15 protein-coding genes are annotated in these 13,447 nt (G+C 57.4%); 12 read left to right on the forward strand and 3 right to left on the reverse strand.

Translation table 11 applies throughout. The features are described from left to right. Window positions 1-179 precede the first annotated feature (179 nt). Both uppS and RWV98_RS06700 read left to right on the forward strand, forming a co-directional pair. Window positions 180-821, forward strand: a complete 642-nt coding sequence (uppS, locus tag RWV98_RS06695; protein ID WP_317864674.1) for a polyprenyl diphosphate synthase — start codon at window positions 180-182, stop codon at window positions 819-821. A 509-nt stretch (window positions 822-1,330) separates the two neighbouring features. Continuing rightward, window positions 1,331-1,621 (forward strand): hypothetical protein, encoded by a 291-nt coding sequence (locus RWV98_RS06700; RefSeq protein WP_317864676.1) that lies wholly within the window; start codon window positions 1,331-1,333, stop codon window positions 1,619-1,621. A 46-nt stretch (window positions 1,622-1,667) separates the two neighbouring features. Here RWV98_RS06700 and RWV98_RS06705 read toward each other — a convergent pair whose 3' ends face one another. Further along, a complete protein-coding gene (locus RWV98_RS06705) occupies window positions 1,668-1,910 on the reverse strand; it encodes a hypothetical protein (RefSeq protein ID WP_317864678.1) in 243 nt (80 codons plus the stop codon). Further along, window positions 1,907-3,859, reverse strand: coding sequence for a sensor domain-containing diguanylate cyclase (locus RWV98_RS06710; RefSeq protein ID WP_317864680.1), 1,953 nt, complete (start codon window positions 3,857-3,859; stop codon window positions 1,907-1,909). Before RWV98_RS06710 ends, RWV98_RS06705 begins: the two co-directional genes overlap by 4 nt. A gap of 236 nt (window positions 3,860-4,095) precedes the next feature. On the opposite strand from RWV98_RS06710, the gene RWV98_RS06715 reads away from it, so the two are divergent. From RWV98_RS06715 to RWV98_RS06740, 6 genes are all read left to right on the forward strand, one after another. After that, window positions 4,096-4,722: a flavin reductase family protein gene (locus tag RWV98_RS06715; protein ID WP_317864682.1), complete on the forward strand. Its 627-nt coding sequence runs from the start codon at window positions 4,096-4,098 to the stop codon at window positions 4,720-4,722. A 127-nt stretch (window positions 4,723-4,849) separates the two neighbouring features. Next, entirely contained in the window at window positions 4,850-5,290 is a 441-nt protein-coding gene (locus RWV98_RS06720) for a MarR family winged helix-turn-helix transcriptional regulator (RefSeq protein WP_317864684.1), read from the forward strand. A 128-nt stretch (window positions 5,291-5,418) separates the two neighbouring features. Then, window positions 5,419-6,750, forward strand: coding sequence for an MATE family efflux transporter (locus RWV98_RS06725; RefSeq protein ID WP_317864686.1), 1,332 nt, complete (start codon window positions 5,419-5,421; stop codon window positions 6,748-6,750). A gap of 42 nt (window positions 6,751-6,792) precedes the next feature. Further along, window positions 6,793-7,203, forward strand: coding sequence for a DUF3788 domain-containing protein (locus RWV98_RS06730; RefSeq protein ID WP_317864688.1), 411 nt, complete (start codon window positions 6,793-6,795; stop codon window positions 7,201-7,203). A 38-nt stretch (window positions 7,204-7,241) separates the two neighbouring features. After that, complete coding sequence (locus RWV98_RS06735; protein WP_317864690.1) at window positions 7,242-7,448, forward strand: hypothetical protein; 207 nt, start codon at window positions 7,242-7,244, stop codon at window positions 7,446-7,448. Between the two features lie 281 nt (window positions 7,449-7,729). Next, on the forward strand, window positions 7,730-9,052 hold the full coding sequence (locus tag RWV98_RS06740) for an MATE family efflux transporter (RefSeq protein ID WP_317864692.1): 1,323 nt from the start codon (window positions 7,730-7,732) through the stop codon (window positions 9,050-9,052). Between the two features lie 97 nt (window positions 9,053-9,149). Here the strand turns inward: RWV98_RS06740 and RWV98_RS06745 are convergent, their stop codons facing one another. After that, window positions 9,150-10,895, reverse strand: a complete 1,746-nt coding sequence (locus RWV98_RS06745; protein WP_317864694.1) for a sensor domain-containing diguanylate cyclase — start codon at window positions 10,893-10,895, stop codon at window positions 9,150-9,152. A gap of 377 nt (window positions 10,896-11,272) precedes the next feature. On the opposite strand from RWV98_RS06745, the gene RWV98_RS06750 reads away from it, so the two are divergent. The 4 genes from RWV98_RS06750 to RWV98_RS06765 are packed head-to-tail and all read left to right on the forward strand — an operon-like array spanning window position 11,273 to window position 13,402. After that, on the forward strand, window positions 11,273-11,533 hold the full coding sequence (locus RWV98_RS06750) for a TfoX/Sxy family DNA transformation protein (protein WP_317864696.1): 261 nt from the start codon (window positions 11,273-11,275) through the stop codon (window positions 11,531-11,533). Window positions 11,534-11,546: 13 nt separating this feature from the next. Continuing rightward, a complete protein-coding gene (locus RWV98_RS06755; protein WP_317864697.1) occupies window positions 11,547-12,296 on the forward strand; it encodes a GNAT family N-acetyltransferase in 750 nt (249 codons plus the stop codon). 58 nt (window positions 12,297-12,354) lie between these two features. Further along, window positions 12,355-12,780 carry a VOC family protein gene (locus tag RWV98_RS06760; protein WP_317864699.1) on the forward strand — a complete coding sequence of 142 codons (426 nt, stop codon included), beginning with the start codon at window positions 12,355-12,357 and terminating at the stop codon, window positions 12,778-12,780. A 37-nt stretch (window positions 12,781-12,817) separates the two neighbouring features. Further along, window positions 12,818-13,402 carry a sugar O-acetyltransferase gene (locus tag RWV98_RS06765; protein ID WP_280962793.1) on the forward strand — a complete coding sequence of 195 codons (585 nt, stop codon included), beginning with the start codon at window positions 12,818-12,820 and terminating at the stop codon, window positions 13,400-13,402. The last annotated feature ends 45 nt before the right edge of the window (window positions 13,403-13,447 follow it).

Consider the following 13,447-nt stretch of genomic DNA (forward strand, 5'->3'; position numbering starts at 1 on the left):
TGCCTGTAAGGCGCGCGCAGAAGCCGGAATACTCGATCGAAATGGGGCTTTGTTTCGATCGACAGGCTGTCAAAACTTGTTTTTTGACAGCCTGAAAGCAGCTTCGGAAACGAAGCTGCTTTTTCTTTGGATAAAGCCTGATTATATCCAAATACTAATTTTGGAAAGAAGGTGGCGGTTTGAGAATACCGAAACATATTGGGATTATCCCGGATGGAAACAGGCGCTGGGCGCAAGGCGCCGGGATGCACAAGAAGGACGGATACGCGCACGGCTTGACGCCCGGTTTGGAAGTGCTGAAGCTAGCGCGTGACGCCGGTGTGGAGGAAATTACCTTTTACGGCTTTACGACCGACAACTGCGGGCGGCCCGCGGAGCAGGTCGCGGCGTTTTCACGCGCCTGTGTGGACGCGGTGGAATTGATCGCGTCCGAACCGGTTTCGCTTTTGGTCGTCGGCAATACACAGGCCAAAGCGTTTCCGCAAGCGCTGATGCCGTACACAACGCGAACCGATCTGAACGGCGGCGGCACGCGGGTTAATTTTCTGGTGAACTACGGCTGGGAATGGGATTTGGCGGGCTTGGAAGCGCCCGGCAAGGACCGCCGGAAGATTCACGGCGCGCTCTGCTCGCACGATGTGTCGCGGGTCGATCTGGTGATCCGGTGGGGCGGTATGCGGCGTTTATCCGGCTTTCTGCCGGTGCAGGCGGTGTATGCGGATTTCTTCGTCGTGGACCGCCTGTGGCCGGATTTTCAGCAGGAGGACTTCTCGCAGGCGCTCCAGTGGTACCAAAAGCAAGACGTCACGCTGGGCGGTTGAGCGCAAGGGCTTGACGAAAAAGAGCGCGTTGCAAAATAAAAGAAATTCCGTATGTCATTCTGAACGAAGTGAAGAATCTCGCGCGAACGCGCGGAATGAACGTGAAAGCCGCGCGTTCGCGCGAGATTCTACGTCGCTTCGCTCCTCAGAATGACAAGAATTTGGAACATTCTTTTATTTTGCAACGCGCCCTTTTTATGCTCGACTTTTGCCTAAAAAAATGGGGAGACCTACGACCGATCCCAAGCCCTATAAGATCGACGCCCGGCTCAATGAGGAGGATTTCAAGACCTTGATAGATTATTGCCAAAGAAAAGGTTTGAAACGACCGGAGGGCATAAGGGACGGAATTAGGGAACTCAAAAACAAAAAATAAGGAAGCGGCGTCCAACATACGAGTAGCCGCCGCTTCCCCAAAACACGCAACCGCCAAAATGGCAGAGCGCATAAATATTATACACTATGCGTCCTCCATCTTTCAAGCGGTTGTGAAAAGAAAGCGTGATGTTATGGAATGCGGATATCAATCATTTGCTGAGAACTTCAGAGAATGCTGCTTGCGCTCCTGCAACCGTTTAGCATATAAAAGGGAGCAAACAGACCCTGATTACATCGCAGCGTCGGAACAATGCGAGACGCTTTACCAGTCGTTAAAAGAAAGGCTGGAAGGAGACCAACTTTTACTGAACCGGTTTGACGCTGCAAAAAACAATGAAAATGCCATTGCCATGGAGTCTATTTACCAGCAGGGCTTTCAGGACTGCGTTTGCCTGCTGCGTTGGCTTGGCTTGCTGTCATGAAAAAAGGGGCTGCGACGAAACGCGTTTCGTCGCAGCCCCTTAGGCTTTATGCTTCCGCCTGCGTCAGGCGCAGGCGGGCGGCGGCTTCGTCGGGGCAGGGCGCGGCCTGCCCGCGGAGCAGATAATCCACGACTTCCTGCCACTGGGGGAGCGGGTACTTGCCCGGCTCCATGCTGAAAATACAGGCCCGGAACTGCGACGAGCCCAGTTGGCGGTGAAGATCGGATAAATAGGCGCAGCCCATGCGCCGGGCTAGTTCATCCAGTAACGTTACTTGCTGCTGCATCATTGCCGCGTACCTCCTCCGTTTTCGAGCTCCTTTTGATACAGGGTAAAGCGGTGGCGGCCCCGCTTTTTGGATACATACAGCGCCGTGTCGGCGCGCCGGTAAAGCTCGGCAAAGGCCGCGCCGTCCTGCGGGGCAAAGGCCACGCCGATGCTGGCGGTCATGTGCCAAACGCTTTCGCCCTCCGTGTGATCCCGGTCGAGCGCCGCGGTCAGCTCGCGGGCCTTGTCGGCCGCCCACGCCGTGCTGGGAATGGGCAGAAAGGCCACAAATTCGTCCCCGCCGATACGGCCCAGCAGATCGTCGCGCCGGAAGTGCGTGCGGAGGATATCGGCAAAATCCCGGATCACGTTGTCGCCGTAGGCGTGGCCGAAGCGGTCGTTCGCGTCCTTAAACCGGTCGATATCGAAAATGAAAAAGGCGTGCGGCCCCTCCGGGTTTTGGGCAAGCCGCTCTTCGATCGCGCGCTGGGTCGCGGTCTTGTTTAATAGCCCGGTCATTTCGTCGGTGCGGGCGAGCAGCTGCATCTTTTGCTCGCGCCGCTTTTCTTCATCGATGTTCTGCCGGTAGATCATCATATGGAGCGAGCCGTCGCCCTCCGCGACCAAAAGGCGGGCGGTGATCCGCATCCAGTAGTAGCTTTGCCCGTCGTTTGCGATCATAAATTCATAGCGCAGCGATTCCGCGCCCTCGTCGAACGCGCGGAGCACGTGCGCGGGGGAAAAGGTATCCAGATAGCCCTGCCGGAATTCCGGCTTGATCTGCTTTTCCGCGATCATGTGCAGCGCCTGATCGTAGGGCGTGCCGGGCGGCGCGCCGAGGCGGGCGAAGTAAGCCTCGGTCACTTGATCGGATGGGCGGTTGTGCGTGATATCGATCTCGTAGATATCGTCGAAAAGCTGGCCGGTGGCCTTTTCAAACAGCGTTTGCCGTTCCTGCTCGTTGGCGCGGGCCATGGCCGCGATCCGCCGGTCAAAGCCGCGGATGACGCGGGTGATGACCAGCAAAATGATGGCGATAATGGCGACAATGACCGCGATGGAGAGCTTGAGCTGCCGCTGCAAGGCCGCCATGAGCGCGCCGGTGTCCCGCTCCACGACCAGATGCCAGCCGATATCGGGCAGGTAGCGGGTGACAAAATAATCCTGCTTGCGCCCGGCGCCGTCGAACGACCAGAAGCCGGACGCGGCTTCGCTTTCCCGCCAGCCCAGAATGCTGTCGCAGATGGCGGCGCTGTATCCGGCCTGCTCGCGCAGGTTGACGCGCTCGTAGCCCGAGCGGGAGGCGGCAAGCTGGATGACGCCCGCGTCGTCGACGAAATAGGCGCTCACGTCAAAGGAATCCTGATAGCTTTGCAGCGCCTTTTGCAGGTGATCGATGCGCACGCCGACGCCGACCACGCCCAGCAGCGTGTCGCCTTCCCATATCTTGCAGTTGACAAACAGCGTGATCGCGTCCTCCGCGCCCGCCACCTGATCGTTGTCCACATTCATGCTGTATTCTGCGGCGGAGGGCAGGAAATCGTCGAAATACCACGCGTCCTCCGCGTTGCCCGGGGCCAGCACGCGGTCCAGACCGTTAAAATTGTAATAGCGGTTTGAAGCGGCGGAGACAAGGAACACGGAATCGTAAGCATACTTTTGCTGATAGGTCAGCAGGTGCTTTTGCATGGTGCCGATGTACGCGGGGTCGTCCGAATGCGCCGCCTCCCGCGCCAAAAGCGTTTTGAGCAGGCTGTTGTTCGCCATGGTCTGGGAGATGTTCACCGGCTTGGACAGCGCGGTGTTCATCTGGTAATAGACGCCCTCGGACGCAAGATCGGACACCTGAACGATATTTTGGATCGAGGAATGGTAGTTGATCCGGTAGCTGAGCACCGCGGTAAGCAAAAAGCCCACCACGATGACCAGACAGATCGACAGGTTTGTTTTGAGCAATATCTTATTTTTCATGCGGCACCTCGCAGTCGTCTACAGCGGCCCCACGTTGAGGAAAACGGTTTTGCGATGAGGATCATATGCCTTCGCCCCTTCCGGTTAATTATAGTATAGCACAATCGGGCCTGCGCCGGCGTTTCATGATATGTGACGACAGGTTATCGTACGTGCATGGCGCGGGCGCTTGCTTTTGCCGCGGGAAACCGATATACTGTTGCCAGTAGATACTTGGAAAAAGGAAGTGGCTTTGCTTGAGCAAGATAAAATGGAACGGGGGCGCGCTGCTCGCGCCGGTGCCGCCCGCGCTCGTGACGTGCGGGACGATGGAGCGCTCGAACGTATTGACGATCGCGTGGACGGGCATTTTGAACACCATCCCGCCCAAGACCTATATTGCCGTTCGGCCGGAGCGGTTTTCCTACCCCCTGATCGAGCGGCTCGGCGCGTTCGTCATCAACCTGCCCACGGCCAAGCTGGTGCGCGCGGTCGACCTGTGCGGCGTGAAAAGCGGCCGCGATACGGATAAATTCGCGCTGACCGGACTGACTCCAGTACCGGCCGGGGAGGTGCCGTGTCCGCTGATCGCGGAAAGCCCGCTGGCGCTCGAATGCCGCGTCACGCAGAAAATCCCCCTCGGCTCGCACGACATGTTTTTGGCGGATATCGTGGCGGTGGATGTGGAGCAATCGCTCATCGACCGGGCGGGCAAGCTCCATCTCGACCGGGCGGGCCTGCTGGCCTACGCCCACGGCGAATATTTTGAGCTGGGCAAAAAGCTGGGCAGCTTTGGCTACAGCGTGCGCAAAAAGACGCGCCCGCCCCAAAAAAGCCGCGCGGACGGCGCCGGAAGCGCCCGGAAACCAAGGAAGAAGAGATAGACGGAAAAGAACGCGTTGCGGAACCACCCGCAACGCGTTCTTTTTTATATTCGCTTTTTGGGGCTTGACACGAGTACGAAATCGGACTATAATACAGGAGTCCGAAATCGGACAAGGGGGGCTGCGCGTGGATTTTCCGCAAGGGAAGGGCATACGGGAATTTAACCGCTTATATAAGGAGCTGGACGATCTGTACCACGACCTGTCGCTCAAAATGGGTCTTTCGGACAGCGCGTTTATCATCCTTTACGCGATCTGCGAGATGGGCGACGGCTGCTTGCAGCGCGATATCTGCCTGATGTCCTATCTCAGCAAGCAGACGATCAATTCCTCCATTCAAAAGCTGGAACAGGGCGGCTACCTCGTGTTGAAGCCCGGCAAGGGCCGGGACCGCGAGATCTTTTTGACCGGCGCCGGGCGCAGGCTGGCGGAGGAAAAAATCCTGCCCGTGGCGATCATGGAGAACTTGGCGTTTGAAGAGCTTTCGCCCGAGGAAAGCCGCGAGCTGCTGCGGCTGACCGGCAAGTACGTGGAGCGCTTCCGGGCAAAGGCCAAGCAAATTTTATAGCAGTCATCGGAGGACGGTTGGCCGGAGCCAAACCAGTCGGAGAAGATGTCGAGTGCGCTCGGTTATGGGGATAACCGGGCGCTTTTTGTACCCCGCAAGAACAAACGGTTTAGGAGTTTCAGACAAAAATGAAAATACAATTATCCGATCATTTTACTTATAAAAAGCTGCTGCGGTTCGTGCTGCCGAGCGTTGTGATGATGATCTTCACCTCGATCTACGGCGTAATAGACGGCCTGTTCGTTTCCAACTTTGTGGGCAAAACGCCCTTTGCGGCGCTCAACCTCATCATGCCGTTTTTGATGATGATGGCGGCGCTGGGCTTCATGATCGGCACCGGCGGCAGCGCGATCGTCGCGATCACGCTGGGCGAGGGCGACAAGGAACGGGCCAACCGCTATTTTTCCATGCTGGTCTATGTGACGCTCGCCGCCGGTCTGGTGCTGACGGTGCTCGGCGTCGCGGCGCTGCGGCCCATCGCGGCCGCCATGGGCGCGGAAGGCGAAATGCTGGAAAACTGCGTGCTGTACGGCAGGATCATCCTGTTCGCGCTGGCCCCGTTCATGCTGCAAAACGTGTTCCAAAGCTTCTTCGTCACGGCGGAAAAGCCCAAGCTAGGGCTTGCGATGACGGTGGCGGCGGGCCTGACCAACATCGTTTTGGACTATGTGTTCATCGTGCCGCTGGGGTGGGGGCTGGCGGGCGCGGCGCTCGCCACCGCGCTCAGTCAGGTCGTGGGCGGCGTGGCGCCGCTCCTCTACTTCGCGCGGAAAAACGACAGCCTGCTGCGCCTGACCCGCGCCTCGTTCGAGGGCCGCATCCTAATCAAGGCCTGCACCAACGGTTCGTCCGAGCTGATGACCAATATCTCGATGTCGCTCGTCAACATCCTGTATAACTTCCAGCTCATGAGCGTCGCGGGCGAGGACGGCGTGGCCGCCTACGGCGTGATCATGTATGTGAACTTTATTTTCGCGGCCATGTTTTTGGGATACGCGATCGGCAGCGCGCCCGTGATCAGCTACCATTACGGCGCGGCGAACCACGCGGAGCTGAAAAACCTGTTCCGCAAAAGCCTGACCATCGTCGCGCTGGCGGCGTTCACGCTCACCATCGTGGCGGAGGCGCTTGCCGCGCCGCTGGCCACGGTGTTCGTCGGCTACGACGCGGGGCTGATGGAGCTGACGCGCCACGGCTTCCGTTTGTACGCGCTGTCCTTCCTGATGAACGGGTTCAACATCTTCGGTTCGGCGTTCTTCACCGCGCTAGGCGACGGGCTTGTTTCCGCGCTGATCTCCTTTTTGCGCACGCTGCTGTTCCAAGTCGCGGCGGTGCTGCTGCTGCCGCTGGTTTTCGGGGTGGACGGCATCTGGCTCGCCATCGTCGCGGCCGAGCTGCTGGCGCTGCTCGTCACGGTATGGTTTCTTGCGCGCAAGCGGACAAAATATCATTACGCCTGATAGAAAGGGCGCATCACGCACAAAATAAGGGAGGACGCTACCATGTACGAAAGAATGCTGGATAAGCAAACCGCTCCGTCCATCGCGGAAATGACAGCCTACTGCGGCGAAAACGCGGCGCGGTTTACCCTGCTGAACGAATGGCTTTCTCAGACCTACGGGACGGAGCGGCAGATTACGTTCCCCTATGGCAACCGATACGGCTGGGGCGTCGCCCACCGGAAAAAGAAAAAGCTGATATGCAACGTGTTTGCCGAGGCCGGTGCGTTTACCGTGATGCTACGCCTGTCAAACGAGCAGTTTGCCGCCGTATACGGGCAGGTGCGGCCGTATACGCGTGACGAGATCGACCATAAGTATCGGTGCGGCGACGGCGGCTGGCTCCAGTACCGCGTGATCGATCAGCAGCATTTGGACGACATTCAGATCTTGTTAGCCGCTAAATGCAGCTGACCGGTGCAATACAAACACGATCGGAGAGAAGGAGCAAAATGATGGACGAAAACGGTAAAAAGAACAACGCGGCCGTCATATGGATGCTGATCGGAGCGGGCCTTGGCGTCGCGGCCGGGGCAATGGCCGGCCGGGCACAGGGGTCGCAGGGCACGGCGATGTGCTACGGGCTGCTCCTCGGCATGGCGGCCGGGGCCGGCATCGGCGCGCTGATCAAAAGGCGGGGCGGGAACACGCCCAAATGACGCGCGGAAAAAGCGGCTTGAATATGCCCCGGAAATTTGCTACAATACACCTGTAGATGGAATTTACCGGGTGAGCACCTAGGGAGCGTTGCAAAATAAAAGAATGTTTCAAATCCTTGTCATTCTGAGGAGCGAAGCGACGAAGAATCTCGCGCGAACGCGCGAAACCCACGTAAAGTCCGCGCGTTCGCGCGAGATTCTTCACTTCGTTCAGAATGACATACGGAAATTCTTTTATTTTACAACGCTCCCTTTTTCTTTATGGGGGGAGGGCAAGACGCTTGCAGGGGGAGAAAAAGCAAAGCATCGCTTCTATTTTGCTCCGATTCAGCCTGCCGCTGATTCTGAGCGGCGTGCTGCAACAGCTTTATAACTGGGCGGACGCGTTCATCGTCGGCAATGTGAACGGCGAGCTGGCGCTCGCCGCGATCGGCGCGACCGGCACGGTCGTCAATCTATACATCATGGCGATCACGGGATTCACGCTGGGCCTTTGCATCCTGTTCGCGCAAAAGTTCGGGGCCGGGGAAACCGAGGCCATCCCCAAAATCCTCGCCACCTTCGCGGCGCTTTTGGGCGCGGCCTTTCTGGCGCTGGCCGGTGCGGGGATCGGGCTGACGGGGCCGCTGCTCCGCCTGATGCACACGACCGCGGACACCGTGCAAATGGCGCAAAGCTATTTGCGCATCGTGCTGATCGGCGTGCCCTTTTTAGCGGTTTATAACGTATACGCCGCCGCTTTGCGCGGCGTCGGAGACAGCCGCGCGCCCTTTCTGGCGATCGTCTTGTCCTCCGCCGTCAATGTGGCGCTGGATGTTCTGTTTGTCGCGCGGCTGCGCTGGGGCGTTGCGGGCGCGGCGGCCGCCACGGTCGCCGCGCAGGCGGTCATGACCGTGTTTTTGATCGCGTACAGCGTGAAAAAGCACCGCATGCTGCGCTTTCGCCCCGGCAAAAGGGCGCTGGATCGGTGGGCGCTGGCGCAGGGCGTTCGTCTGGGCGTGCCGCCCATGATCCAATCCAGCGTGAGCGCCTTCGGCAGCCTGCTCCTGCAAAACTTCATGAACGGGTTCGGCACGCAAACGGTCGCGGCCATCACGACGGCCTACCGCGTGGATACCATGGTTTTGCTGCCGGTCATCAACCTCGGCTCGGGCATCTCGACCATTGTGGCGCAAAACTATGGCGCGGGCGAGAAAGCGCGCACCAAAAAGGTGTTTGCCGTCGGCGCGGTCATGATGGCCGTGGTATCCCTTTTGCTTACCGCGCTGGTCATCCAAACGGGCGGCCATTTGATCGCCATGTTTGGCGTGGGGCCGGAGTCGACCGAGATCGGCTGGCGCTTTTTCCGCCGCATCGCCAGCTTTTACTTGGTCTTTGGCATGGCCACCGCGATGCGCGGCTATTTGGAGGGGCTGGGCGATGTGCTTTATTCCAGCGCGGCGGGCGTCCTGTCGCTGCTGTCCCGCATTATCCTGTCCTACGCGCTGGCCGGGCTGTTCGGCAACATGATCATCGCGTACGCGGAGGCGTTTTCGTGGGTTCTGCTGCTCCTCCTCTACCTCGCGCGGATGGTATGGAAAAACAAAAGCCCGCCGCCCGCGTAAACCGTAAACAAAAGGGATGCGACGTTTCGTCGCATCCCTTTTGTGATATCGGTAGGATGCTTGCTCTTATTTTCGCAAAGGGTTGGGGGGTAACGGGTCAGTCCCGCCCGTAAAAGGCGGCGCCGTTCCCGCCGGCTCGTTTTACTTGGTACAGGGCCGCGTCCGCGTGCTGGTAAAGCTCCAGAAACGCGCGGCTGTCGCCGGGATAGAACGCCACCCCCAGACTGACCGAAACGGGCGGGATAGTCTGATCGAACTGAGAAGCCTTGCGGATCGCCTGAACCAGCCGCCGCATTTTCTCTTGGATCGCCTGTTCGGATGCGATGCCGGTCAGGAACACGCAGAATTCATCCCCGCCCAAGCGGCCGATCAGATCGTTCTCGCGGAAGTGCTCGGTCAGGTAGGCGGCGACCCAGCGCAGCACGGCGTCGCCCGTCACGTGGCCGAATTGATCGTTGATTAACTTGAACCGGTCGATATCGAGCAGCAAAAACGCGTATTGCCGGTCGGGCTTACACAAAAGGCGGCGTTCCACCTGCTCTTGCATGGCCATGCGGTTGAGCAGGTTGGTCATGGAATCCCGGCTGGCCTGCTCCTGCAGGCTGGCGTTTTCGCGCTTCAGGTCGTTGATATCGGTCAGCAGACCGATCACGTGCACCGGCTTGTTCTCGTCGTCAAAGATGGTCGTCGTCTGGTTCCGGCACCAAAGGTACGAGCCGTCCGCGCACTTGGCGCGGTACTCCGCCGCCGCGTGCGGCACGCCGCTCAGGATTTGCCGGATCATGCGCTGCACCTGCGGCTTATCCGCTTCGTAAATGATATCGAACTCTGTAAGATTGGCGATCGATACGTTTTCCGGCGGGCGAAAGCCGAACATCTTCTCATACATCGGGGAAAAGCGGATCTGATCGTGCACAATATCCCATTCAAACACGGTGTCGCGGGTCTGCTCGGAGATGATGCGGTAGCATTCCTCGTTCAGGGCGATCGCCTTTTTCTGCTTTTGCTCCTCGGTGATATCGGTCAGGATGACCTGCATGGCCATATCGGGATCGGTAAAGCCCGTCAGGCGCGAAGCCTTGGCTAAAATCCACCGCTTTTCGCCCTGCTTGGTGAGGATGCGGTAGCTCAGCGACATGCAGTCCCGCTCGGTTTCGACATAGCGCCGCGCCTTGGCAAGCACATCCGCCCGGTCCGCCGGGTGCACGATGCGCAGATACCGCCGCGCGATCTCGCCGCTGTCAAATTCCGCGGGCGTGTAACCGATCTGGCGGTAAAACTCCTGATTGGCGTATTCAATGGTGATGTCGTCCGCAACGGACGCCCGCACAACGCCCGCCGGGATATTGTCCAAAAGGCTTTGCAAGGCGGCTTGGGTGTTGTGGGGCTCCGTCGTGTCCGCGAAAAATACGTCGATCACCTTTTCACCGTCGATCTCAAGAATGCCGGAGCAGTAGGCGGTGTTCCAAGCGATCGAACCGTCCTTCTTGCGAATGCGATAGCTGACGCTCGCGGCCTTATTGGCCGTAAGCAGTTGCCGCAAGATTTGGGCCACGGCGGCGCGGTCCTGCGGCAAAACAAGGTTGATCCCCCGGCTGTGGACGGGGCCTTTCGCGCTCTCCTCCTCGGAGTAGCCGATCATTTTGTAATACCCCTCCGACGCGGCGATGATGCGTAAGTCGTCCTCAACGGCCAGCCGGGCCGTGCCGCCGATCACGGCGTGGGAAAGCATCTCCAAATCAGCCCGCGCCTTTGTTAAAGCGGCTTCCATTTCGGAAATACGATGCGTCAGGTCCTCAAAAGCGCGGTCCTTTTCCAAGGCCCCTATTTCTCTTTCCCGCATACTTGGAATGCCCCCTTTCTTGCGTTACTATATTAAATATAGCGCAAATTTGCATTTTTAACAAGAGCACATTGTGTGTATGGCGTGACAAGGCTGTGAAATTGGAACAAAGCAAGCCTTGTCCGCGCGATTGTCCGGCCAAGGTGGTTCCCAAGCCCCAGCGTTTGTGTTAAGATGGAAGGGTCAATGTCATTGAGATAAGGTCAGGCAAGACAAAACGGTATCGCCAACACAGGAAATTGTAGGGCGCGAGAAGGTGAATTGGCCGAAGGCCAAGAGAAGCTGGTCCGGACCGCGATTTCTTTTCGACCGCGATCGAAAAGCGAAACGCCGCCCGGCGCGGCGCAAAAGGAATATAGAAAAAGGATGTGATCGGCATGGCCAAATTGGCCTCCATGCGAAACATTGGAAAAGAAATGGAAAGAAAACTCGAAGCGATTGGGATCGGTTCGGCGGAAGAGCTGATACAAACCGGAAGCAAAGAAGCGTTTTTACGTTTGAAAGTGCGGTTTCCGCATGTTTGTCTGGTTCATTTATACACGCTCCAAGGGGCGATTGACGGCATCGAATATAACCGGCTGACCGACGCGGTCAAGCGCGATTTGAAGCGCTTCAGCGACGGCCTGATCGGAACTTGAATCGAGGGCGCACATGAATGAAGAATTTATAACCTTAACTTTGGAAAACCTCGCGGACGAGCATTTATGCTGCATCATCCGCAGCAAAAAGCCCCATCCGGGTGTGGAGGCGAAGCGGCAATGGCTGGCCGAACGCATCAAGGAAGGCCATGTTTTCAGAAAGCTCAGGGAAAAGGCCACGGTCTTTATCGAATACGCGCCGCTTGAAACCGCTTGGGTGCCGGTCACGGGAAAAAACTACGAGTATATCTACTGCTTATGGGCTACCGGCGATTACAAGGGAAAAGGCTACGGCAAGCGGCTGATGGAGCATTGCCTAGCCGACGCCAGAGAAAAGGGCCGGTCCGGCGTTTGCATGCTGGGCGCGAAAAAGCAAAAATCGTGGCTGAGCGACCAGTCGTTCGCGAAGAAATACGGCTTCGAGGTCGTCGATACCACGGCGGACGGCTACGAATTGCTGGCCCTTTCCTTTGACGGTACCGAGCCGTCGTTCGCGCAAAATGCAAAAAAGCAAGCGATTGATAGCCAAGAGCTGACGATCTATTATGACATGCAGTGTCCCTTCATCCGCCAAAACATTGAAAAGGTCAAACAGTATTGCGAAGCAAACGCGGTGCCGGTCTCGCTGCTCCAAGTGGACACGCTGCAAAAGGCCAAGGAATTGCCCTGCGTTTTCAACAACTACGCCGTGTTTTACAAAGGCCGTTTTCAAACGGTGAATTTGGCGGACGCGGCCTATCTCGAAAGAATACTCAAAAAGTAAAACCTTTCCCTTTGTGCGGAAGGCTTTCATTACGACTGCAAAAAAGGAGCGTTACAATATGGATAACGAATTAAAGATCAAAATGTACACGTTTACGGTGGATTGCAAAGACCCTTACGCGCTGGCGAAATTCTACGCGGCGCTGCTCCAGTGGGAAATCCCGTTTCATGATGCGGACTGGGCCTGCGTCGGCGCGCCGGGCACGGAGCAGGGCGCGTATCCGGGCATTCTATTCCAGCGCAATCCGGGATATGTGCCGCCCGTGTGGCCGGACAAGCCCGAAGCGCAGCAGCAAATGGCGCACTTGGACTTTGCCGTGAACGATGTGGAAAAGGCGGTGGTGCACGCGGTCCAGTGCGGCGCGACGATCGCGGAGCAGCAGTTTTCCGACGGCTGGAAAGTGATGCTGGACCCCGCCGGGCATCCCTTTTGCTTGTGCCGGATGAAAGAGATGATTGAAAGCCCCCATTTCGCGCTGCGGTAGTACAGAAAATGAAACTGGTTTTTAGGGAGAATTGGATATGACGGAAAGAGAAAAAATGCTGGCCGGACAGCTTTATGACTGCGGCGATGAAGAGCTTCTGACGCGGTGGCATAAGGCAAAAAATCTTGTGCGCGATTATAACCGGATCGATTCGGAAAATTTAGATGAAAAGCACCGCGTTTTAACGGAACTGCTGGGTGGGTTTGGTTCAAACTTATGGATTACCGCCCCGTTTTTTGTTGATTACGGCAACAATATTTATTTCGGCAATAACTGTGAAGTGAACATGAATTGCACTTTTTTGGATGACAACAAGATCATCATCGGCAATAACGCGCTGATTGCGCCAAACGTGCAGATCTATACGGCTTTTCACCCGGCCAATGCGGCGGAACGGTTTGGAGAGCTGAAAAACGAGGGATCTTTTGAATTTTGCAAAACGCAGACGGCGCCGGTCGTCATAGGAGACAATGTTTGGATAGGCGGCGGGGCAATCATCATGCCGCATGTAACGATCGGCGACAATGTTGTGATTGGCGCGGGAAGTATTGTGACAAAGGATATACCGAGCAACGTGATCGCGCTTGGCAATCCTTGCAAAGTCATACGCGAGAATACGTAGAGCGCCGCCAAACCGCGATTTACTCCGGCGGATGCGTGCGGTCCC

Origin of the sequence: Agathobaculum sp. NTUH-O15-33 (genome assembly GCF_033193315.1) — a bacterium.
GTDB classification, from domain to species: domain Bacteria; phylum Bacillota; class Clostridia; order Oscillospirales; family Butyricicoccaceae; genus Agathobaculum; species Agathobaculum faecihominis_A.